Source organism: Brachybacterium sp. AG952 (assembly GCF_004362645.1).
Lineage (GTDB): Bacteria > Actinomycetota > Actinomycetes > Actinomycetales > Dermabacteraceae > Brachybacterium > Brachybacterium conglomeratum.
In genome coordinates, this window is the sequence record NZ_SNXV01000007.1 from 1 (window position 1) to 20,218 (window position 20,218).

Below are 20,218 nucleotides of genomic sequence, written 5' to 3' on the forward strand. Positions count from 1 at the left end.
CGGCTATGACTGCCTCGATGACCTCCGCTCGAAACGACGCAGGCAACATCAGCAACTCCCTCCTCAGGAGTCGCACTCACCCGTTGAGGCGGCCTCAGTGATACCGGTCGAAACCTGCCACTCGATTCCGTCGGGGACCCGCCAGGCCGCCCCGGGCCGTCGACCCGCCGCCGAGTGCCGCATCGGGACCGGCACCCGGCGGGCCGGTGCAACGGTCGGGATGCAGCATCGGGTCCTGGGGGGGGGGATGGGGTGGCCGGTGCAGGGACGGGGCGGCCGAGGCAGCGCCTGCCGGCGGCTCAGCCGAGGAGGCGGGCGACGTGCGGGGCGATCGCGCGGAACGCCTTCCCGCGGTGGGAGATCGCGTCCTTCGCCTCGGCGGTGAGCTCGGCGGAGGTGAGCTCCTCCCCGTCGGGCAGGAACAGCGGGTCGTAGCCGAAGCCGTCCTCGCCCCGTCGCTCCCGCAGCAGCACACCGGTCATCTCGCCGCGCTCGACGTGCTCGACGCCGTCCGGGCCGACGAGCGCCGCCGCGCACACGAAGCGGGCGCCGCGATGCGCGTCGGGCACGTCGGAGAGCTGGGCGAGCAGCAGGTCGTTGTTCGCCTCGTCGTCGCCGTGACGGCCCGACCAGCGGGCCGAGAAGATGCCCGGGGCGCCGCCGAGCACGTCCACGGCCAGGCCCGAGTCATCGGCGACGGCGAGCAGACCGGTCGCCGACGCGGCGGAGCGGGCCTTCAGCAGGGCGTTCCCCTCGAAGCTCACCTCGTCCTCGACCACGTCGGGCAGCGCGATCCCGGCAGAGGAGATGACCTGCTCAGGGGCGAGGCCGGGCACGGCCGCGGCGAGGATCCGCTGCAGCTCGCGGAGCTTCTTCGCGTTGTGGGAGGCGAGGATGACCCGGGCCCCGGCGGGGACGACGCCGGAGGCGGCGCTCATGCCTGCGCGGCCAGGACGTCGCGCTGGATCTCGGCCAGCTGGGCGCAGCCGGTGGTCGCGAGGTCCAGCAGGGTGCCGAGCTCGGCGCGGTCGAAGGGGGTGCCCTCGGCGGTGCCCTGCACCTCGACGAAGCCGCCGGTGCCGGTGACCACGACGTTCATGTCGGTGTCGGCGGTGACGTCCTCGCGGTACTCGAGATCCAGCAGCGGCCGGCCGTCGACGATGCCGACGCTGATGGCGCTGACAGTGTCGGTGAGCACCTCGGACGCGGCCGGCAGATCGGTGTGGCGCTTCGCCCAGGAGACCGCGTCGGCCAGCGCCACGTAGGCGCCGGTGATCGCGGCCGTACGGGTGCCGCCGTCGGCCTGGAGCACGTCGCAGTCGAGCTGGATGGTGTTCTCGCCGAGCGCATCAAGGTCGATGACTGCACGCAGCGAGCGGCCGATGAGGCGGGAGATCTCGTGGGTGCGCCCGCCGATCTTCCCCTTCACGCTCTCGCGCGGGGAGCGGGTGTTCGTGGCCCGCGGCAGCATCGCGTACTCGGCGGTGACCCAGCCGGAGCCGGAGCCCTTCTTCCACCGCGGCACGCCCTCGGTGAAGGAGGCGGTGCACAGCACACGGGTGCGGCCGAACTCGATCAGCGCGCTGCCCTCGGCCTGGTCCTGCCAGCCCCGGGTGATGCGCACCTCCCGCAGCTGGTCGGGGGTGCGGCCGTCGACGCGGTCGCCGACGAAGGTCTCGGTCTGGGGGCTCACGGGAGCTGCCTCCTCAGGGGTGGGTCAGACGGTCACCTCGAGGATATCGGCCGGGCGGACCATCGTGATCGGGCCCGAGTGGACCTCCTGCGCCTCCGCGAGCGGGATCGCCGGATCGGTCCAGGCCGGGATGTGGGTGAGCGCGAGATGGCCCACCCCGGCTCGGGCGGCGGCCTCGCCGGCGCGGCGTCCGGTCAGGTGCACGCCGGTGAAGCGGTCGTCGCGACCCTCGATGTAGCCGGCCTCGCACAGGAACAGGTCCGCGCCGCGTGCCAGGTCGTCCAGCGCCTCGCAGGCGTCGGTGTCGCCGGAGTAGGCGAGGACGGCGTCACCCGCGGTGATGCGGAAGCCGTAGGCCTCCACCGGGTGCAGCACGGCGCGGGTCTCGATCGAGAAGGGCCCGATCGTGAAGCGGTGTCCGTCGGAGAGCGGGTGGTGCTCGAACGGGGAGCAGGTCACGCCGTCGGGCACGTTCCCCTCGCGGCTGAGCACCGCGGAGAGCCGGTCCGGCAGCGGGGCCGGGGCGTGGATCGACAGCTGGCCCAGGTCCGTGCGGGAGTGGTAGGCCCAGAACACCTCGAGACCGGTGAGGTCGAGGTAGTGGTCGGGGTGGAGGTGGGAGATGATCACCGCGTCGAGATCGGCGGGGTCGATCACGCTCTGCAGCGGCCCGAAGGCGCCGGAGCCGAGGTCCATCAGCACCCGCCATGTGCGCCCCGCCTCGTCCTCGTGCTCGAGGAGGTAGCTGGAGGCGGCGCCCTCGGGGCCGGCGAAGCTGCCGGAGCAGCCGATGACGTGGACCCTCATGCGCTCACCACCGGCAGCGACTCGGTCATGTCCAGGGTGGGGCCGAGGAAGCGGCGCGAGAGCAGCGCGAACTGCTCGCTGCCGCGGCCCTCGGCGGTCTGGGAGAAGACGTGGCGCGGGGAGCGGTCGGTCTCGCGCAGGGCGTCCGCGGCGTGCAGCTGGCGGAACACGTCCAGCGCCGTCTCCTCCGCGGACGAGACGAGGGTGACGTCCGGACCCATCAGGTAGCTGATGGGACCGGCGAGCATCGGGTAGTGGGTGCAGCCGAGCACGAGCGTGTCCACGCCCGCCTCGCGCACGGGGGCGAGGTACTCCTCGGCCACCTCGAGCACCTCCCGCCCGCTGACCACGCCGTTCTCGACGAACTCGACGAAGCGGGGGCAGGCCTGGGTGATCAGGTCGAGCTGCGGGGCCGCGGCGAAAGCGTCCTCGTAGGCGCGGGAGGTGACGGTGCCCTGGGTGGCGATCACGCCTACCCTCCCGTTGCGGGTCGCGGCGACGGCGCGGCGCACGGCCGGCTGGATCACCTCGATGACCGGCACGTCGTAGCGTTCGCGCGCATCGCGCAGCACGGCGGCCGACGCGGTGTTGCAGGCGATCACGAGCATCTTCACGCCGTGCTCGACGAGATGGTCCATGATCTCCAGCGCGAGGGAGCGCACCTCGGCGATCGGGCGGGGGCCGTAGGGCCCGTGCTCGGTGTCGCCGATGTAGAGAAGCTCCTCCTGCGGCAGCTGATCCAGCACGGCGCGGGCGACCGTCAGGCCGCCCACCCCGGAGTCGAAGATCCCGATCGGCGCGTTGTTCATCCCGGCAAGGCTAGTGCGGACAGGTGTCCAGGGCAGTGACGGCGCGCTCACTGCGTGCCGTTTCACAGTTCGTCCACACCCGGCACGCGACCGGACGACCCGTCAATCCAGGGCTCGCAGCAGGCTCTCCTGGAGCCAGCTCAGCAGCTCGTACACGGCGATGACGATGTCGGAGCCGACGTGCTCCTCGTCGCCGGTGGAGTCCGCGCCCTCGACCCGCTCGCCGATCTGCTGGAGCATCCGGACGGTGTCGAAGTCGCCGTCGCGCTGCAGGCCGAGCCGGTCGGCGAGCACGATCCGCACGTCGTTCAGGGCGCGCAGCATCGACATCGCCTCGTCCTCGTCCAGGATCACCTCGCTGTGCCCTCCCCCGGCCGCGTCGAGGATCCTCATCACGCGGCGGAGATCGGCGAGCTTCGCGTCGGCCAGATCGCGCTGCCCCAGGCGTCGGTACTCCTCGGCGAGCGCCGGGTCCTCGGAGGCGGCGGGGAACAGGCGCCGCACGGCGGAGTCCGAGGGGGTGCGGGCCTCGCGACCGGCGAACTCGGCCTCGAGCCGGCGCAGCGGGTCCTCGCTCTCGGCGGCGCGGCGCAGCGCGTCCCCGCCCTGGTCGATGCCGAGGTCCCCGCGGATCAGGTCCGCGGTCTCCTGGGCGACCTGGGCGACGATCGCCTTCTCCTCGCCGTCGAGGCGGCAGGCGAGGGAGCCGTCGGGGCGACGTCGGAACGCATGCGCCATCAGCCCTCTCCCGCCTTCTCGATCGTGGACTGCAGTCCGAAGGAGTGCATGGCCTGCACGTCGGTCTCCGCCTTCTCGCGCGAGCCGCGGGAGACGATCGCGCGGCCCTCCTCGTGTACCTGCATCATCAGCTGCTCGGCGACCACGCGGGAGTACCCGAAGTAGCGGCGGAAGACGAACACGACGTAGCTCATGAGGTTCACCGGGTCGTTCCAGACCACGGTGCACCAGGGGCCCTCGGTCTCGAGCGTCGTGCGCTCCTCCGTCGCGGCATCGGTGCGGGTCCGCGTCCGCGGCTCCGCCCGCGGCAGATCGACCGGCATGCACATCCCTCCTGAGTCTCGCCGCTGCCCGGGGCGCCGGGTGGGCGGCGCACCGAGTCTACGGGGCGCGCCGCCTCCCCTGCCCGCCCGCCACGCACTACGGTGGACGCCGTGACTTCCGCCCTGCTCACCGACCTCTACGAGCTGACGATGCTGGAGGCGGCCCGGGATGCGGGGACCGCCTCCCGCCGCTGCGTCTTCGAGGTGTTCACCCGCTCCCTGCCCGCCGGGCGCCGCTACGGCGTGCTCGCCGGCACCGGCCGCGTGCTCGACGCGATCGCGGACTTCCGCTTCGACGACGCGGACCTGCGCTACCTCGCCTCCACCGGCGCGCTGCGGGAGGACACCCTCGACCATCTCGCGCAGTACGAGTTCACCGGCGACGTCTTCGGGTACCAGGAGGGCGAGCTGTTCTTCCCGAACTCGCCCGTGCTGCGGATCGAGGGGACCTTCGAGAGCGCGGTGATGCTGGAGACGGTCGTGCTCTCGATCCTGAACCACGACAGCGGCGTCGCCTCCGTCGGCTCGCGCATGGTCACCGCCGCGCGGGGCCGTCCCCTGATCGAGATGGGCGGGCGGCGCGTGCACGAGGATGCCGCGATCGCCGCGGCCCGCTCTGCGTACCTGGTCGGCTTCGCCTCCACCTCGAACCTCGCCGCGGGCGCGCACTACCGCATCCCCGTCGCGGGCACCTCCGCGCACGCCTTCACGCTGCTGTTCGACAGCGAGGAGGACGCCTTCCGCGCCCAGCTCACCACCCAGGGCGCCGGCACCACCGTGCTGGTGGACACCTACGACGTGGAGTCCGCGGTGCGCACCGCGGTGGAGATCGCCGGCCCCGGGCTCGGGGCGGTGCGGCTGGACTCCGGCGACTTGACCGAGCAGGCCGGGCGCGTGCGGGAGCTGCTGGACTCGCTCGGCGCGACCTCCACGCGCATCACCGCCACCGGCGACCTCGACGAGCACCGGGTCGAGGAGCTGAGGGACGAGCCGCTGGACGGCTACGGGATCGGCACCCGCCTGGTGACCGGCGGCGGGCACCCCGCCCCCGGCTTCGTGTACAAGCTCGTCGAGCGCGAGGGCGCCGACGGGCAGATGCATCCGGTCGGCAAGCGGTCGACGGACAAGGCGACGCTCGGGGCGGGCAAGGCCGCGTACCGGATGGTCGTCGGCGGGCAGGCCCGGGCGGAGCTGGTGCTCCCGGGCGAGGCGGAGGTCGCGGAGTTCGAACGGGAGCTGACGGCGGAGCTGATCTCCGGCACGTCCAACCCCGACTGGGCGCGCACCTCGCTGCGTCCGCTGCAGGTGCCGCTGATCGAGGCCGGCGAGGACGTCGCCCCGAAGCGCGCCCCCGCACGGCTCGAGGCCGCCCGCGAGCGCCACGCCGCCTCCCTCGCGGAGCTGGGCCTCTCGGCCGACGATGGGCCCGACGGCGAGATCGCGATCCCGACCCTCACCGACGGCGCGGAGGCCGCCCGCGTCCTGCGCTGAGACGGGCCGCTGACTGTGCTGGGTCCGCCTGCGCGTTGCGCTCAGGGCGCGGACATGGACCCCCGTTCATGGTCGACTGCTGGCGCGTGGCGTGCCACTACGCCTATATCGCCGTAGTGGTACGCCACACGCCAGGACCTGACCATCGGCCTGGTCGATACGGGCGGGGCGGCGTACGACGGGAGCGGCGACCGGGTCCGGCGCGGCAGGCGGTCCGGAACGGCAACCGGGCCCGGCGCGGCAGTCAGGCCCGGTGCGGAAGGCGGGCTCAGAGGCGGCAGCCGGGCCCGGCGCGGCAGTCAGGCTCGGCGCGGCAGGCGTGCTCAGCGGCGGCCGACGAACCAGCCGCGGACGATCGAGATCCGCTCCTCGATCTGCTCGGCGCTGGCCTGCGCGACGGCGGGCCCGCCGCTGCGCGAGCGCAGCGTGTTGTGGACCGAGCCGTGCGGGGTGCCGGACTTTTTCGCCCACGCCGAGACCAGGGAGCTGAGCTCCTTGCGCAGGTCCATGAGGCGGCGGTGGTCGACCACGCCGGGGGTCGTCGGCTGCTGGTCCGCACCGCTCTTCTGGCGTCGGGCCTGCTGCTGGGCCTGCTGCTGCTGGAGCACGACCCGCATCTGGTCGGCGTCCAGCAGCCCGGGGATGCCGAGGAACTCCTGCTCGTCCTCCGAGCCGATCATGCCGCCGGCGCCGTACTCGCCGCCGTCGAACAGGACCCGGTCGAAGGAGGCCTCCGACTCGAGCGCCTCGAAGCTCATCTCGAGCTGGTCGCTGGCCTGCTCGGGCCGGTTGGCCTGCTCGATCAGCGACTCGTCGAGCCCGGTCTCCTCATCGCCCGTCTTCGGCCGACGGTCCAGGACGTGGTCGCGCTCCTCCTCCATCGCGGCGGCGTGCGCCATCAGGATCGGGACGGTGGGCAGGAAGACGCTCGCGGTCTCTCCGCGGGTCCGCGAGCGCACGAAGCGGCCCACGGCCTGGGCGAAGAACATCGGGGTGGAGGTCGAGGTGGCGTAGACGCCGACGGACAGGCGCGGCACGTCCACGCCCTCGGACACCATGCGCACCGCGACCATCCAGCGGTCGTCGGAGGCAGAGAAGTCCTCGATCCGCTTGCCGGCGCCCTCGTCGTCCGAGAGCACCACGGTGGGCGCCTGCCCGGTGAGGTCGTGGAGGGTCGCGGCGTAGGAGCGGGCGGCCTTCTGGTCGGTGGCGATGACGAGCCCGCCCGCGTCGGGCACGTGGCGGCGCACCTCGGTCAGGCGCCGGTCCGCGGCCGAGAGCACGGACTGGATCCACTCCCCCTTGGGGTCCAGCGCCGTGCGCCAGGCCTGCTGGGTGATGTCCTTGGTCTCCAGCGCGCCGAGCTGGGCGGAGACCTCGTCGCCCGTCTTCGTGCGCCAGTGCATGCGCCCGGAGTAGGTCATGAACAGCACCGGGCGCACGACGTGGTCGCGCAGCGCCTCGCCGTAGCCGTAGGTGTAGTCCGCCTTCGACCGGGCGAAGCCCTCCGCGTCCTCCTCGTAGGTGACGAAGGGGATCTCGGAGTCGTCCGAGCGGAACGGCGTGCCGGTCAGGGCCAGGCGCCGCGTGGCGGGGTCGAAGGCCTCGCGCACCCCGTCGCCCCAGGTGCGGGAGTCGCCGGCGTGGTGGATCTCGTCGAGGATCACCAGGGTGCGGTCCGCCTCGGTGCGGGCGCGGTGCAGCGCCGGGTGCATGCCGATCTGGGCGTAGGTCACCGCGACGCCCTGGTAGTGGCTGCCGTGCGCGCCCTGGGAGTTGGAGAAGTTCGGGTCCAGGGAGATGCCCACGCGCGCGGCGGCGTCGGCCCACTGGGTCTTCAGGTGCTCCGTCGGGGCGACGACGGTGACCCGTCGGACGGTCCCCTCGGAGAGCAGCCCCGCCGCGATCTGCAGCGCGAAGGTCGTCTTGCCGGCGCCGGGGGTCGCGACGGCCAGGAAGTCCTTCGGCGCCCGGGTGCGGTACATCTCGAGGGCCTCGGCCTGCCAGGCGCGGAGCTTGGGGACGGTGCCCCAGGCGGCGCGCTCGGGGTAGGCGACGGGGAGCGTCCTCGCCGCGGCCTCGGAGGGCTGGCGGGGGTCGCTCTGGGAGAAGAGGGAGGGAGTGGTGTTCACGGCGTGGACCACCGTACCGCCGGGGACCGACGACCCGCCCACCTGCCCGATGTGAGGAAGTCCGCGGGGGCGACGCGAGGGCGGCACCGCCTCTCGGCGGCACCGCCCTCGCGGCGGGTTCCTGCAGGGCAGGGGCTCAGCGGCGACCGCCGAAGAAGCCGCGGAAGCCACCTCCGCCGCGGCCGGAGCCTCCCTTGCCTCCTGTGCCGTCGCCGCCGTCGTTCGGCTCGCGGATCCCCTCGTAGATCTCCTTGCACTCCGGGCACACCGGGTACTTCTCGGGGTCGCGGCCGGGCACCCACACCTTGCCGCACAGCGCGATCACGGGCGTGCCGCCGAGCGCGGCCTGGGTGATCTTGTCCTTGCGCACGTAGTGCGCGAACCGGTCGTGGTCGCCGTCGTCGGTGGTCTGCTCCTGCTCCTGCACCTGACGGTCCAGGACGGCGGTGGGCGCGGCCCCCGGGTCATCGGAGTAGGGGTCCATGCGGGACGGATCGGACGTGGAGGACATGGAGGTCATGACAGCCTCCCTCGCTTTCTGCCTCGGTCGCGGGCGTGCTCGTCGAAGCCTAGCGGCCCCGCCTCCGCGAGGACAGGACACGGGCCTGGGAGACTGGGCCCATGGATGGCGTGGCCGAGTTCTTCCGGAGGATCCCCGTCGAGATCGTGCGGGTCGGCGGCTCCGTGCCGTGGCGGACCGGCCTGCTCGGCCTCGCGCTGGTGCTCAACATCGGTTTCTTCCTGCCGCTGTCCCCGGGCGGGATCGGCCTGCCGGGGCTGGACAAGGCCGTGCACCTGCTCCTCTTCGCGGCCACCGTGTTCACCGCCGGACGGGTCCTCGCCCCCGCGCGGCGCTTCCCCATCGGCTGGGTCGTGGTGGCCGCGCTGGTCCACGCCCTGGTGGTCGAGCTCGTCCAGCACATCGCGATCCCGGGCCGCTCCGGCGACCCGGTGGACGTCCTCTTCGACGTGGTCGGCATCGCGCTCGGCCTCGGGCTGTGGGCCGGCGAGCGGATGCTGCGCCGCGCCGCCGCCGAGCGCGAGGTGGAGCCGTCGGCCCCGCCGATCGAGCAGCCGCAGCGCTGAGCGGCCCTGGATCCGAGCTGCCATGGATCCGAGCGGCCGCAGCGCCGAGCGGCCGCAGCGCCGAGCGGCCGCCCGACGGGCCGCTCCCGGCCCGCGAGCGCACCGGTCCGACGCCGCCGGGGCCGCCACGGCCCCAGCGGCGCGGCGGGGTCAGCCGTTCAGCGTGATCTCGTCGGCGTAGACCGCCGTCATCGTCCCGGTGATCGTGTCGATGGTGCCGGCCTCCTCGCGGGCGACCTGCTCGACCGCGCTCGCGACCGCCTTGGTCACCCCGTCGTGGAAGACGCTGGGGACGATGTAGGTGGGGTTGAGCTCCTCGGCGCTGACGACGTCGGCCAGGGCGTTCGCCGCGGCCAGCAGCATCCGGTCGCTGACCCGGGTGGCGTGGGCGTCCAGCAGCCCGCGGAACACGCCGGGGAAGGCGAGGACGTTGTTGATCTGGTTGGCGAAGTCGCTGCGCCCGGTGGCGACGACCTCGGCGTGCTTGACCGCCTCGGCCGGGTCGATCTCCGGGGTCGGGTTCGCCATCGCGAAGACGACGGCGCGGTCCGCCATCGTCGCGACGTCCTCGGCGGAGAGGATGTTCCCGGCGCTGACGCCGATGAACACGTCGGCCCCCGCGACCGCGTCCTGCAGGGTGCCGGTGAGCTGGCGCGGGTTGGTGACCTCGGCGATCCAGGGAAGGCGCCCCTCGAGCTTCTCGCGGTTCTCGTGGATGATGCCGTCGATGTCGGTGACGATGACGTCGCGCGCACCTGCCGCGCGCAGCAGGCGCAGGATCGCGGTGCCCGCGGCGCCGGCGCCGGAGAGCACGATCCGGGCGGTGGAGATGTCCTTCTCCACCACGCGCAGGGCGTTGCGCAGCGCGGCGACGACCACGATCGCGGTGCCGTGCTGGTCGTCGTGGAAGACGGGGATGTCGAGCTCGGCGCGCAGACGGTCCTCGATCTCGAAGCATCGCGGGGCGGAGATGTCCTCGAGGTTGATGCCGGCGAAGACGGGCGCGATCGCCTTGACGTGGGCGACGATGTCGTCGACCGAGTGGGCGTCCAGGCAGATCGGGAACGCGTCGATGTTCGCGAAGCGCTTGAACAGGGCGGCCTTGCCCTCCATCACCGGCATCGCGGCGAGCGGCCCGAGGTCGCCCAGGCCCAGGATCGCGGAGCCGTCGGAGACGACGGCGACGGTGTTGCGCTTGATGGTCAGGCGGCGCGCGTCCTCAGGGTTCTCGGCGATCGCCTTGACCACGCGGGCCACGCCCGGGGTGTAGATCATCGAGAGGTCGTCGCGGTGGCGGATCGGGAGCTTCGACTCGACCGTCAGCTTGCCGCCCAGGTGGGCGAGGAAGGTGCGGTCCGAGACCTTGCCCAGCTCGACGCCCTCGAGCTCCTTGAGCGACTCGACGACCTCCATCGCGTGGTCGTGGCCGCTGGTAAGCACCGTGATGTCCGCCCGCATGCGCTCGGGCCCGGAGGCGGAGACGTCGAGCGCGGTGACCGTCGCCCCGTGCTGCTCGATGCGGCCGGTGATGTCGCTGACCGCCGCGGAGCGCGCCGCGAACTCCAGACGGACGGTGATGGAATAGCTGACGGATGGCATCGGTGACATGCGGCACAGCCTAACGTGCAGGACCTGCCGGGAACGACCGCGCACCCCGCATGTCAGGACGGCCGTCGGGAGGCTGCGGGCGGTGGTCGCGCCGAGGATGGGGAGTTCTGCCGATGGCGCCATGTCGCGAACCCTGCTTGAGTATGCGTGGACGGGCAGGGGACCCGTGGGGCGACGAGGAGAGCGTGAGCATATGGAGTTCCTGGGGGCGGACACCGAGGCGCTGGTCGACGTGGCCGGGCGATGCCGTGATGCGGGCGAGCGGCTGGTGACGATGAGCGTCGACCTCGACGGCATCGTCGACGCGGCGGAGTGGACGGGGCCCGACGCCGACAGGTTCCGGGCGGACTGGGAACGCGCCCGCGCCGATCTCTCGCTGCGCGGTGACCACGTGGCAGCGACCGCCGAGCTGCTCGCCCGTCAGGCCGCCGAGCAGGACGCCGCCTCGGACCCGCTCGGACGCATCGACAGCGCGGACTACGACGGGATGCTCGGGGGCGAGTTCCCCGACTGGTCGGACATCATCAACACCGGCGAACGGGTCGGGGACCTGTGGCGCGACCGCGTCGAGGCGGGCGATCCCGACTCCGCTCTCGGGGAGCGCTACACAGACGTCCATCCCGACTGGGACCCCGAGGAGGTGGGCGTCGACCGCGCCGCGATCGAGAGGTCGACCGTCGACCAGGGCGCCCTCGGCGACTGCTGGTACCTCGCAGCGCTCATGTCCGTGCAGCGGACCGATCCGGAGCTGCTCGCCGAGAACATCAGCGGGCTCGGCGACCCTCCCGGCTCCGAGGGCTGGAAGGTGCGGCTGTACGTCGACGGCGAGTGGACCGACGTGGCGGTCGATCCCACCGACCTCGGTGCCCAGGGGACGGTCGACGCGTCCAGCGGCGAGCCCAGCTGGGCGTCGATCTACGAGATGGCGATGATCAACGCCCACGACGGACGTCCCTCCGCCATCTCCGCGGACACGCCCGCCGCAGGGATCGAGATGATCACCGGCGAGCGGGCGAGCGAGTACGACACCGTCGCACAGCCCTCCTTCGAGGAGTACAAGCAGGCGATCGACGAGGGACGCCCGGTGACGGTCATGACCGATCCGCTCAAGCCCATCGGTCCGGCGGCGGACGATCTCGTCGCGGCGCACGTGTACGAGGTCTCGGGCTACGACGAGGCGACCGGCGAGATCATCCTGACCAACCCGCACGGCCCGCAGTCGCAGAACCCGTACGAGGTGAGGATCGACCCGGACCACCCCGGATACGCCTTCTCCATCACCATGACAGGGATCGGTGAGCCGTGATGCCGCACTCCGAACACCGATCGGCGACCGCCGGGCCGCCCCCGCACCGCCATCTCGTCCAGCAGGCCGGTCAGGTCATCGAGCCGGGACTCCGTCTGGGCGTGTTCCGGACCCTCGCCGACGACGACGGCGCCTTCACAGTGCTCCGCCTCCGGCGGGAGCGCTCCGAGGAGGTGCTCGAGGTCGAGATGCGAGCGGGGACCGTCTTCGAGGAGGAGGGCATCGGACGGATCGAGGTGCTGGAGGTCGTTCCCTCTGCCGCGGAGCATCGAGGGGCAGTCCTGCTCGAGGTCACGCCGACGAACCTGGAACCGCAGGCGGAAGAGGACTCCGATGAGTGAACAGCACATGCGCCGCTCACGGCTCGGCGTCGTCGCGGCTCCCCGACGGGCGGTGACCCTCGCTCTCGCGACCGTCCTGCTGGCCGGCTGCGGCAGCGGCGCTCCCCTTCCCCCGTCGGAGGCGGTCGCGACCTACGAGGCGGTGGCCGAGGACCTCCTCGCCGCCACGACCTCGGTGCACGCGATGAACTGGGAGCGGCGCGGGCAGGAGATCCTCGAGCCCGGCGCCGAGGACTGCCGCTACCGGGCGGGGGTCTGGCAGGCCGACGGCAATCTCTATCCCGTGCCCGGACAGGGCATGGACTGGGATCCCTGGCGGGAGGCGCTCGACCCCGTCCTCGAGGAGCACGGCTTCTCGTCGCTGGGCCGCGAACGACGCAGCGGCGCCGTCACCTGGCTGGAGGCCGACGGCGAGCACGGTGCACGGGTGCGGCTGACCGCCGAGGGCGAGCTGCGGATCACGGACATCCGTGTGGACGCCGAGCCGTGCGAGGACTCCGCCCTCGGGCTCTGACCCCCACGCCCCGGCGGCTCCTGGTGCAGGACCGCCGGCTGGAACGGGCCTTAGTCGGTGTACGCGGCGACGTCCCCGGCGTAGCGGGCCCAGAGGGTCTGCGCGGCGGGGATCTGCTCGGCGTAGCGCTCGGGGTGGGCGGAGATCTGCACGGCCTGCGCGGCCTCGCCGGGCGCCCACTCGTGGTAGTCGGGGGCGAGGTCCAGCAGTCCGGGGGCCTCGGAGTGGTCGCCCAGGCCCAGGAAGGCGTCGATCGCGCGCTTCTTGTGGCGCACCTCGTCGTAGGTGCCCCAGCCCATCGAGGGGCGCTGCTGGAACAGGCCGCCGGAGTCGAGGTCGACGGCGGGCTCGTAGTTGCGCAGCCAGGACTCCACGATCGCGGTCGCGAGGGTGATCGTCGCGGCCTGCTCGTCGAGGCCGTGCCCCTTGATCACCGCGATGATGAACTTCGCGTTCTCGACCTGCCACTCGTCCATCGCGTCCAGGAGGAAGCCCTCGCGGGTCTCGGGACGGGTCATGAACTCCTCGGTCCAGACGTCTTCGGCGCGGGCGGGGGCGATGGAGCCGAGCGCGGCGAGGGAGGAGAGGCCGACGGCGCCGGCGAGGAGCAGGTGACGGCGGGAGAGCGCGGCGGACGGGGAGACGGGCATCGGGGTTCCTTCGGTGCGGAGGGCTCCGGGCTCGTCGAGCTCTCGGGGCGGGGCTCGGACAACGTAACGAGACGCCCGGGATCCTGTGAAGAGCACCAGAACCGTGCAGCCAGCGCTGCGACCTGCGGTTTGATCTGCACATGACCTCGCCATGGAAGTTCGCGGCACGGAGCTCGTCGCGGCGTCACCCCCGGTCGTGCCCGCTCCTGGACGCCTGTCGCGGAGCCTCGGCGCGGCGCGAGGAGCCGCCTCTTCGGCCCGTCGGACGACTTCGGTAAAGCTTTCGTAGAACGCCCCGATCACCGGCTGGGAGGGGCATGGGTCACGCGCAGGTCACGGCGCGGAGGCGCCCGTCGCCTCGGTGCCGCTCAGGCGCAGAGCTCGGCGATCGCCTTGCGGATCCGCTTGTCCGAGACGGTCTGCGCCGTGCCGAGGGTCTGCGCGAACAGGCTCACCCGCAGCTCCTCGAGCAGCCAGTCGATCTCCTTCACGTCGGGCTCGGCGCGGCGACGGGCGGAGAGCTTCTGCTTCTGTGCGGCCCAGTACTGCTCGAGGTCCCCGATCTGCCAGGCGAGCTGCTCGTCCCTGCGCGGGTTCTCCGGCAGCTTCTCCAGGCGGTGCAGATCGGCCTGCAGGTAGCGGGAGAGGTCCCCGAGGTGTGCGATCCCGGTGCGGGAGATGAACCCGTCGCCGAGCAGGGAGGCGGCGTGCTCGCGGATCTGCGTGAGATGCGAGAGGACCGCGAGGGAGGTGGCCCGGCCCAGCTCGCGCTGCAGCTTCGCGTTGACGGCGAGCGCGGCGGCGGCGTCCTTCACGGCGTCGGCGGCGAGCTCGTCGTGCCGCTGCCGCACGGTCCCCAGCAGCTGCTCGTACTCCGCGCGGGTGCGCACCTGGGCCTGCCCCGCCAGGTGCACGGTCGCGGCGCGGGAGGCATCGGCCAGGAGCGCGGCGGTGGAGGCGTAGTCGGAGCCGGAGACGGCGAGCTTGGTGGGATTGGGCAGGGCGTTCAGCACGCGGGAGAGGTCGGTGCCGATCTCCCGGTCGATCAGCGCGATCACGCCCTCGCGGTGGGCGAGCGCTTGTTCATCGGCCGTGGCGAGGACGGCGAGGTCGACCCGCTCGAGCCGCCCGTCCTTGCCGCGCCGGGCGACGAGGGACGGGTAGCCGGTGACCTTCAGACCGCCGACGGTGGACTCGTGGACGGCCGGCACGCCGCCTGCGGGGAAGCTGGGCAGGTCGGTGCGCGCGATCTCGGTGGACTGGCTGGAGACGGTCGTGTCCACGCGCTTCTTCAGCCGCTGCTTCAGCGCCTCGAGGTCATCGCCGGCGCCGACCTCACGGCCCTTGCCATCCACGACCCGGAAGTGCATCCGCAGGTGGGCGGGCAGCTTCGTCAAGTCGAACTCGGGGCCGTACAGCGGCAGGTCCTCGGGCACGCCGGGCAGGGCCACGAGCTCGTCGGCGACCGCCTCGACGAACGCCTCGCCGCCGTCGGGGTCGTCGTCGTGCAGGGTCCCGGCGACGGCCTTGGCCCGTTCGGGGGCGGGGACCAGGTGGCGGCGGATCGGCTTCGGGAGGGAGCGGATCAGCTCGGTGACCAGCTCCTCGCGCATGCCGGGCACGAGCCAGTCGAACCCGCGCGGTGCGAGGCGGTTCAGCACCGCGAGGGGGATCGTGGCGGTCACGCCGTCGGCGCCCTTCGCCCCGACCTCGCCGAAGGAGTAGCTCAGCGGCAAGGTGATGTCGCCCTGCACCCAGGTGTCGGGGAAGTCGGAGCGGATCGCCTCGGTGACCTCCTCGTCGGCGGCCAGCAGGTCATGCTCGGTGAGGGTGAGCAGGTCCGGGGTCTCGTGGCGGGCCTTCTTCCACCAGGTGTCGAAGTGCCGACCGGAGACGACGTCCTTCGGGATCCTCGCGTCGTAGAAGGAGAAGAGCTGCTCGTCGGAGATCAGCAGATCGCGGCGGCGGGTCTTCGCCTCGAGCTCCTCGAGCCGGGCGATCAGGGCGCGGTTGTCGCGGAAGAAGTGGTGGCGGGTGCGCCAGTCCCCCTCGATCAGCGCGTTCCGCAGGAAGATGTCGCGCGCGGCCTCGGGGTCGATGCGACCGTAGCCGACGACGCGGTCGGCGACCAGCGGCACGCCGTACAGGGTCACCTTCTCGTGCGCCATGGCGGAGGCGCGCTTGGAGGACCAGTGCGGCGCGGAGTGGGAGCGCTTGACGACGTGCGCACCGGTCTCCTCCGCCCAGGCGGGGTCGATGCGGGCGGCGGTGCGGCCCCACAGCCGGCTGGTCTCCACGAGCTCGGCGACCATGACGTAGTCGGGTCGCTTCTTCGCCAGCGTCGAGCCGGGCCACAGCGCGAAGCGTGCGCCGCGGGCGCCGGAGTACTCGCGGGTGCGGTCGTCCAGCAGGCCGACGTGGCTGAGCAGCCCCGCCAGCAGCGCCTGGTGGATCGCCTGCGGGCTCGCGTCGTTGTCGTTCCGGGAGAGCCCGGCGTCCTTGGCCATGTCCCGCAGCTGGGCGTGCAGGTCCCACCACTCGCGGATGCGGAGGTAGTGGAGGTGCTCGGCGCGCACCTCGCGGCGGAAGGCGCTGGAGGAGAGCGCGTCGCGCCGCTCCTGCAGGTGGTTCCACAGGTTGAGGAAGGAGAGGAAGTCGCTGGTCTCGTCCTCGAAGCGCTTGTGCTTCTCCTTGGCCTGCTGCTCCTGCCCGAGAGGCCGCTCGCGCGGGTCCTGGATCGACAGGGCCGCGACGATGATCAGCACCTCGCGCAGCGCACCGAGCCGACCGGCCTCGATGAGCATCCGCGCCATGCGCGGGTCCAGCGGGAAGCGGGCCAGGGTGCGGCCGACGCGGGTGAGCCGGCGACCGCCCGGTGCGCGCTCGTCGGGCTCGATCGCGCCGAGCTCCTCGAGCAGGCGCACGCCGTCGGTGATCGCGCGGGAGGCCGGCGGCTCGACGAAGGGGAAGGACTCCACGTCGCCGAGGCCGAGGCTCGTCATGAGCAGCACGACGGAGGCGAGGGAGGTGCGCAGGATCTCCGGCTCGGTGAACTCGGGCCGGCCCTCGAAGTCCTCCTCGGAGAACAGGCGGATCGCGATGCCGGGGGCGGTGCGGCCCGAGCGGCCGGAGCGCTGGTTCGCGCTGGCCTGGGAGATCGGCTCGATCGGGAGGCGCTGCACCTTGGTGCGCTGGGAGTAGCGGGAGATGCGCGCGAGCCCGGAGTCGATGACGTAGGTGATGCCGGGGACGGTCAGGGAGGTCTCGGCGACGTTCGTCGACAGGATGATGCGGCGGTAGGTTCCGGCCTTCGGCGGGGAGAAGATCTTCTGCTGGTCCTGGGCGGAGAGCCGTCCGAACAGGGGCAGCACCTCGACGGGCAGGGCGGAGCGGCCGCGGGTGCCGCGGGCGAGGTGCTTCTCGAGGGAGTCGGAGATCTCGCGGATCTCCCGCTCCCCCGGGAGGAAGACGAGCATGTCGCCGGGGCCCTCGGCGGCGAGCTCGTCGACCGCGTCGGTGATGGCCTCGGTGAGGTCCCGTTCGATGGAGTGGATGTCCTCGAGCTCGTCGTCCTCGTCGACATCGGCCTCGAGCACGAGGGGGCGGTAGCGGACCTCGACGGGATAGGTGCGCCCGGAGACCTCGATGATCGGGGCGGGCTCCTTCTCCCCCGAGGGCAGCGTCGCGGCGAAGTGCTCGGCGAAGCGCTCGGGGTCGATCGTGGCGGAGGTGATGATGACCTTGAGGTCGGGGCGCTGCGGGAGGATCTGGCGGAGGTAGCCGAGGATCACGTCGATGTTCAGCGAGCGCTCGTGGGCCTCGTCGATGATGATCGCGTCGTAGCGCGTCAGGAGGCGGTCCCGGCCGATCTCGGCCAGCAGGATGCCGTCGGTCATCAGCTTCAGCCGGGTGCCGCGGGAGGTCTCCTTGGTGAAGCGGACCTGGTAGCCGACGGTCCCCTCGCCGAGCTTCTCCCCCAGCTCGCTCGCGATGCGCTGGGCGACGGAGCGGGCGGCGATGCGGCGCGGCTGGGTGTGGCCGATGATCCGGCCGTCCTGCCCGTAGCCGAGCTCGAGCAGCATCTTCGGGATCTGGGTGGTCTTGCCGGAGCCGGTGGCGCCGGCGATGACCACGACCTGGTTCTCGGAGATCGCCTTCTGGATGTCCTCGCGGCGCTGCGAGACGGGCAGGTCTCCCGGGTAAGTGATCCGCGGCCCGGGGGCAGGGGCCTGCTCGGCAGGGTGCGAGGCGGACGGATCGGGGCTCGAGGAGGTCGTGGTCATGGCGGGGCCACTCTACGTGGGCGGCCCCGCCGCCGTCGTGCCGATTCCGGGCCGCGGCGACGGGGCCCACAGACGGCGGACGACTCTTCCGTCAGTTCTAGCAGGGAGGGAGCGAAGGAACCGCGAACTCCTGCGTGACGGCCTGGACGACACCCGTGACGTCCTCGTACTCGAACGTAGCGACCGCGGTGCCGTTGGCCATGTTGCCCGCCTTGTCGGACTCGTACGTCACCACCTCCTCGCCACCGGCAGGGAGGGAGAAGGGGGCTTCGTCCGAGACGGGGAACGTGACGGGTGAGCCGGAGTTCGGGGTGACGGAGACAGAGCTCATCTTCACCATCGCATCACTGCCGGAGTTCGTGAACGCGAAGACCAGGCGGTACTTGTGGATGCCGCCGGTCACCTTGCAGCTCGCGTTCGTGTTCAGGACGGCCATGACGGGCGGCGGGTCGATGGGCGGCGAGGCGGCGAGGGCGGGTGCGGCGACGGCCATCGTCATCGCGGGCGCGGCCCACGCCATCCCCTTCATCATCGAACGTCGGGTGGTGACGCTGCGCGCGGTGCTGCTCATCGGTGCTCCTTCGAACGTGCCGGACCCCCGGCTCCCTCCCCGATCCGTGCAGGGGCCCACCCCTCCACGTCGAAACAGGCATGCTTCCCATTTCGCCCCAATCGGTTGAACCGGACATTATTCGGCAGTACCGGGAGAAGCTACGCATCTCGGACATTCGGGGCGTTCGTGACACAACCGTGATCCGCGGGCGTCCTCCTGCGTGCCCCCCGGTCACGGCGCCGTGCTGAGGAGGAGCCGTCGCGCGGAGCGCTGACCTGGGCGTTGTGCACAACCCGGAGCGCGTCGCCACCGTCCGGGCAGGATCCGGGGCATGAGATATCGGATCGGCTTCTGGATCGGGCCCGCCCCCGTCGACGACGAGTCGGCGTGCGCGGACCTGCACATGCACCTGCACACCGCCGGACAGTTCGTCGGCTCGCCCACGCCTCCCCTGCCACCCACCCCGCGGATCGTGCGCTTCACCGCGGACGTGCTCGAGGAGTTCCCGGCAGACCTCGCGGACCCCCGGTCCCCGTGGCGGGACGCGGACGCCGCGGAGGCCGCGCACGGTCAGACCTTCGCCCCGGTCCTGTTCGGGCCGGACAGGAAGGTGATCGGGCGGCTGACCCAGCTCGCGCACGAGCACGGCCTGCAGACCTTCGACCTCGCCGCCCATCGGCTGCTGCGCCTCGAGGACGTCGTGGAATGGGAGGACGGCCCCTGGATCACGGGCCCGCTCGGCGGAAGCTGGGACGAGCCCGAGGCCTTCGCCTGCCGCGGGCCGGAGATCGCCCGGGAGAGGCTCGGACTCACTCCTTCAGCCCATGTGCTGGCCGGAACGGGAGAGGACAGTCCCTGAACGACGTCGGCCGGCGCCCGGATGCCCCGAGCGGTCCAGCGGGTGCGCGCGGCCCCGGTCAGCTCGCGAGCAGCCGCCGGCCGGTGCGCCCGAGCGGGTGCTCCTCGGGATAGACGAGCACGAGCCCGAGCGCCATCCGCGTCGCCCATGCCCGAGCGCGCGCCTGGAGGGCCTCCCAGATCGCGTCATCCTCGATCCCGGTCCAGGCCGCAGAGGCCCGGTAGAGGTCGAGCAGTCCGGCGGAGGAGGCGGAGGGGTGGAGCAGCAGGCCGCCCAGATCGCTCGCCGGGTCGCCGCGGGTGGTGTCGCCCCAGTCGATGAGGGTCACCGCTGCCGCGGAGGTCGGCGACGGGACCACGACGTTGCCCGGATGCGGGTCACCGTGCAGCAGCAGCTCGCGGCCCTGCCATTCCTCGGCGTCGATACCCGCCTGCCATGTCCGAGCGGCGCGGCGCGCGGCGTCCTCGTCGAGACCCGCCCGCTCGAGATCGGCCGCGAAGAACTCGGCGCGATGCACGAGCGGCACGCCGCGCACCGGGTTCCGCACCACCTCGGGGGCGGGTCCGGAGTGGATCGTCGCGAGCATCCGGGCCAGGTCCTCGGCGACCTCCTCCTGCCTCGCGACGTCGGACTCCGCAGCCGTCACCCCGTCGATCCACTCGACCGCGACGGCGTCCTCGGCCGTCGCGATCACGCGCGGCAGGTCCATCGGGAGGGTGGTGCCGAGCCCCCGCAGGCGGCGCAGCACCGTCACCTCCCGACCGAGCAGCTCCCGGGAGATGCGGCGTCGCGCGATCCGCAGCACGAGAGGCGCGCCGTCGAGGGTCCCGATCGGCCACAGCACGTTGTCCCAGCCCTCGCCGCGGGGACGCTTCCCGATCGCCCAGCTGATCCGCTCGAGCTCGACGCCCTCCTCGGGCCGCAGCCACGCGCAGAGCAGCTCCACGCGGCGCAGGTCCACGGGCAGGTCGGCAGGAGGGAGGACGGGGGCGATATCCGGCGTGCCGGTCATCCGCCCACCGTAC

At 72.4% G+C, this 20,218-nt stretch carries 19 protein-coding genes; 6 read left to right on the forward strand and 13 right to left on the reverse strand.

Annotated features, from left to right (window positions below; translation table 11 throughout):
- Positions 1–299: 299 nt before the first annotated feature.
- The 6 genes from rdgB to clpS all read right to left on the reverse strand — a co-directional run bounded on the left by rdgB (position 300) and on the right by clpS (position 4,370).
- Entirely contained in the window at positions 300–938 is a 639-nt protein-coding gene (gene rdgB, locus DEU31_RS15245; protein ID WP_133677760.1) for an RdgB/HAM1 family non-canonical purine NTP pyrophosphatase, read from the reverse strand.
- The gene (gene rph / locus DEU31_RS15250; protein WP_010549737.1) at positions 935–1,693 is read right to left on the reverse strand and encodes a ribonuclease PH; all 759 of its coding nucleotides are present in this window, start codon (positions 1,691–1,693) and stop codon (positions 935–937) included. Before rph ends, rdgB begins: the two co-directional genes overlap by 4 nt.
- A 24-nt stretch (positions 1,694–1,717) precedes the next feature.
- On the reverse strand, positions 1,718–2,500 hold the full coding sequence (locus tag DEU31_RS15255; RefSeq protein ID WP_010549738.1) for an MBL fold metallo-hydrolase: 783 nt from the start codon (positions 2,498–2,500) through the stop codon (positions 1,718–1,720).
- On the reverse strand, positions 2,497–3,309 hold the full coding sequence (murI, locus tag DEU31_RS15260) for a glutamate racemase (RefSeq protein WP_133677761.1): 813 nt from the start codon (positions 3,307–3,309) through the stop codon (positions 2,497–2,499). Before murI ends, DEU31_RS15255 begins: the two co-directional genes overlap by 4 nt.
- Before the next feature lie 102 nt (positions 3,310–3,411).
- Complete coding sequence (locus tag DEU31_RS15265; protein WP_010549740.1) at positions 3,412–4,047, reverse strand: DUF2017 domain-containing protein; 636 nt, start codon at positions 4,045–4,047, stop codon at positions 3,412–3,414.
- A complete protein-coding gene (gene clpS, locus DEU31_RS15270) occupies positions 4,047–4,370 on the reverse strand; it encodes an ATP-dependent Clp protease adapter ClpS (RefSeq protein WP_010549741.1) in 324 nt (107 codons plus the stop codon). The genes DEU31_RS15265 and clpS overlap by 1 nt, the downstream gene beginning before the upstream one ends.
- A gap of 111 nt (positions 4,371–4,481) precedes the next feature.
- Here clpS and DEU31_RS15275 point away from each other — a divergent pair, with 111 nt between their 5' ends.
- Positions 4,482–5,861, forward strand: a complete 1,380-nt coding sequence (locus DEU31_RS15275) for a nicotinate phosphoribosyltransferase (RefSeq protein WP_010549742.1) — start codon at positions 4,482–4,484, stop codon at positions 5,859–5,861.
- 323 nt (positions 5,862–6,184) lie between these two features.
- On the opposite strand, the gene DEU31_RS15280 is transcribed toward DEU31_RS15275, so the two are convergent.
- Positions 6,185–7,993, reverse strand: a complete 1,809-nt coding sequence (locus DEU31_RS15280) for a DEAD/DEAH box helicase (protein WP_224765315.1) — start codon at positions 7,991–7,993, stop codon at positions 6,185–6,187.
- 136 nt (positions 7,994–8,129) lie between these two features.
- Entirely contained in the window at positions 8,130–8,504 is a 375-nt protein-coding gene (locus DEU31_RS15285) for a DUF3039 domain-containing protein (protein ID WP_040366846.1), read from the reverse strand.
- 110 nt (positions 8,505–8,614) lie between these two features.
- Between DEU31_RS15285 and DEU31_RS15290 the strand changes: the two genes are divergently transcribed.
- A complete protein-coding gene (locus DEU31_RS15290) occupies positions 8,615–9,079 on the forward strand; it encodes a VanZ family protein (RefSeq protein ID WP_243733857.1) in 465 nt (154 codons plus the stop codon).
- Positions 9,080–9,229: 150 nt separating this feature from the next.
- Here the strand turns inward: DEU31_RS15290 and DEU31_RS15295 are convergent, their stop codons facing one another.
- Positions 9,230–10,687, reverse strand: a complete 1,458-nt coding sequence (locus DEU31_RS15295) for an NAD-dependent malic enzyme (RefSeq protein WP_010549746.1) — start codon at positions 10,685–10,687, stop codon at positions 9,230–9,232.
- 193 nt (positions 10,688–10,880) lie between these two features.
- Here DEU31_RS15295 and DEU31_RS15300 point away from each other — a divergent pair, with 193 nt between their 5' ends.
- Genes DEU31_RS15300 through DEU31_RS15310 form a run of 3 tightly spaced genes read left to right on the forward strand, consistent with a single transcriptional unit; the run spans position 10,881 to position 12,848 of the window.
- A complete protein-coding gene (locus DEU31_RS15300; RefSeq protein ID WP_166649541.1) occupies positions 10,881–11,993 on the forward strand; it encodes a C2 family cysteine protease in 1,113 nt (370 codons plus the stop codon).
- A complete protein-coding gene (locus tag DEU31_RS15305; RefSeq protein WP_133677763.1) occupies positions 11,993–12,334 on the forward strand; it encodes a hypothetical protein in 342 nt (113 codons plus the stop codon). Before DEU31_RS15300 ends, DEU31_RS15305 begins: the two co-directional genes overlap by 1 nt.
- Entirely contained in the window at positions 12,327–12,848 is a 522-nt protein-coding gene (locus DEU31_RS15310; RefSeq protein WP_133677764.1) for a hypothetical protein, read from the forward strand. The genes DEU31_RS15305 and DEU31_RS15310 overlap by 8 nt, the downstream gene beginning before the upstream one ends.
- 50 nt (positions 12,849–12,898) lie before the next feature.
- Here the strand turns inward: DEU31_RS15310 and DEU31_RS15315 are convergent, their stop codons facing one another.
- The 3 genes from DEU31_RS15315 to DEU31_RS15325 all read right to left on the reverse strand — a co-directional run bounded on the left by DEU31_RS15315 (position 12,899) and on the right by DEU31_RS15325 (position 18,352).
- On the reverse strand, positions 12,899–13,498 hold the full coding sequence (locus tag DEU31_RS15315; RefSeq protein ID WP_010549750.1) for a hypothetical protein: 600 nt from the start codon (positions 13,496–13,498) through the stop codon (positions 12,899–12,901).
- A 368-nt stretch (positions 13,499–13,866) separates the two neighbouring features.
- Complete coding sequence (hrpA, locus tag DEU31_RS15320) at positions 13,867–17,781, reverse strand: ATP-dependent RNA helicase HrpA (RefSeq protein ID WP_133677765.1); 3,915 nt, start codon at positions 17,779–17,781, stop codon at positions 13,867–13,869.
- A gap of 97 nt (positions 17,782–17,878) precedes the next feature.
- On the reverse strand, positions 17,879–18,352 hold the full coding sequence (locus DEU31_RS15325) for a hypothetical protein (protein WP_133677766.1): 474 nt from the start codon (positions 18,350–18,352) through the stop codon (positions 17,879–17,881).
- Positions 18,353–18,665: 313 nt separating this feature from the next.
- Between DEU31_RS15325 and DEU31_RS15330 the strand changes: the two genes are divergently transcribed.
- A complete protein-coding gene (locus tag DEU31_RS15330; protein ID WP_010549753.1) occupies positions 18,666–19,193 on the forward strand; it encodes a hypothetical protein in 528 nt (175 codons plus the stop codon).
- Positions 19,194–19,251: 58 nt separating this feature from the next.
- Here the strand turns inward: DEU31_RS15330 and DEU31_RS15335 are convergent, their stop codons facing one another.
- Positions 19,252–20,205 carry a phosphotransferase gene (locus DEU31_RS15335; RefSeq protein ID WP_133677767.1) on the reverse strand — a complete coding sequence of 318 codons (954 nt, stop codon included), beginning with the start codon at positions 20,203–20,205 and terminating at the stop codon, positions 19,252–19,254.
- Positions 20,206–20,218 lie beyond the last annotated feature (13 nt).

Coding starts and splice junctions, on each gene's coding strand:
- DEU31_RS15305 (WP_133677763.1), top strand. CDS start 11,993: ATGCCGCACTCCGAACACCGATCGGCGACCGCCGGGCCGCCCCCGCAC.
- clpS (WP_010549741.1), bottom strand. CDS start 4,370: ATGCCGGTCGATCTGCCGCGGGCGGAGCCGCGGACGCGGACCCGCACC.
- DEU31_RS15330 (WP_010549753.1), top strand. CDS start 18,666: ATGAGATATCGGATCGGCTTCTGGATCGGGCCCGCCCCCGTCGACGAC.
- DEU31_RS15295 (WP_010549746.1), bottom strand. CDS start 10,687: ATGTCACCGATGCCATCCGTCAGCTATTCCATCACCGTCCGTCTGGAG.
- rdgB (WP_133677760.1), bottom strand. CDS start 938: ATGAGCGCCGCCTCCGGCGTCGTCCCCGCCGGGGCCCGGGTCATCCTC.
- hrpA (WP_133677765.1), bottom strand. CDS start 17,781: ATGACCACGACCTCCTCGAGCCCCGATCCGTCCGCCTCGCACCCTGCC.
- DEU31_RS15285 (WP_040366846.1), bottom strand. CDS start 8,504: ATGTCCTCCACGTCCGATCCGTCCCGCATGGACCCCTACTCCGATGAC.
- DEU31_RS15335 (WP_133677767.1), bottom strand. CDS start 20,205: ATGACCGGCACGCCGGATATCGCCCCCGTCCTCCCTCCTGCCGACCTG.
- DEU31_RS15265 (WP_010549740.1), bottom strand. CDS start 4,047: ATGGCGCATGCGTTCCGACGTCGCCCCGACGGCTCCCTCGCCTGCCGC.
- DEU31_RS15255 (WP_010549738.1), bottom strand. CDS start 2,500: ATGAGGGTCCACGTCATCGGCTGCTCCGGCAGCTTCGCCGGCCCCGAG.
- DEU31_RS15310 (WP_133677764.1), top strand. CDS start 12,327: ATGAGTGAACAGCACATGCGCCGCTCACGGCTCGGCGTCGTCGCGGCT.
- murI (WP_133677761.1), bottom strand. CDS start 3,309: ATGAACAACGCGCCGATCGGGATCTTCGACTCCGGGGTGGGCGGCCTG.
- DEU31_RS15325 (WP_133677766.1), bottom strand. CDS start 18,352: ATGAGCAGCACCGCGCGCAGCGTCACCACCCGACGTTCGATGATGAAG.
- DEU31_RS15290 (WP_243733857.1), top strand. CDS start 8,615: ATGGATGGCGTGGCCGAGTTCTTCCGGAGGATCCCCGTCGAGATCGTG.
- DEU31_RS15300 (WP_166649541.1), top strand. CDS start 10,881: ATGGAGTTCCTGGGGGCGGACACCGAGGCGCTGGTCGACGTGGCCGGG.
- DEU31_RS15315 (WP_010549750.1), bottom strand. CDS start 13,498: ATGCCCGTCTCCCCGTCCGCCGCGCTCTCCCGCCGTCACCTGCTCCTC.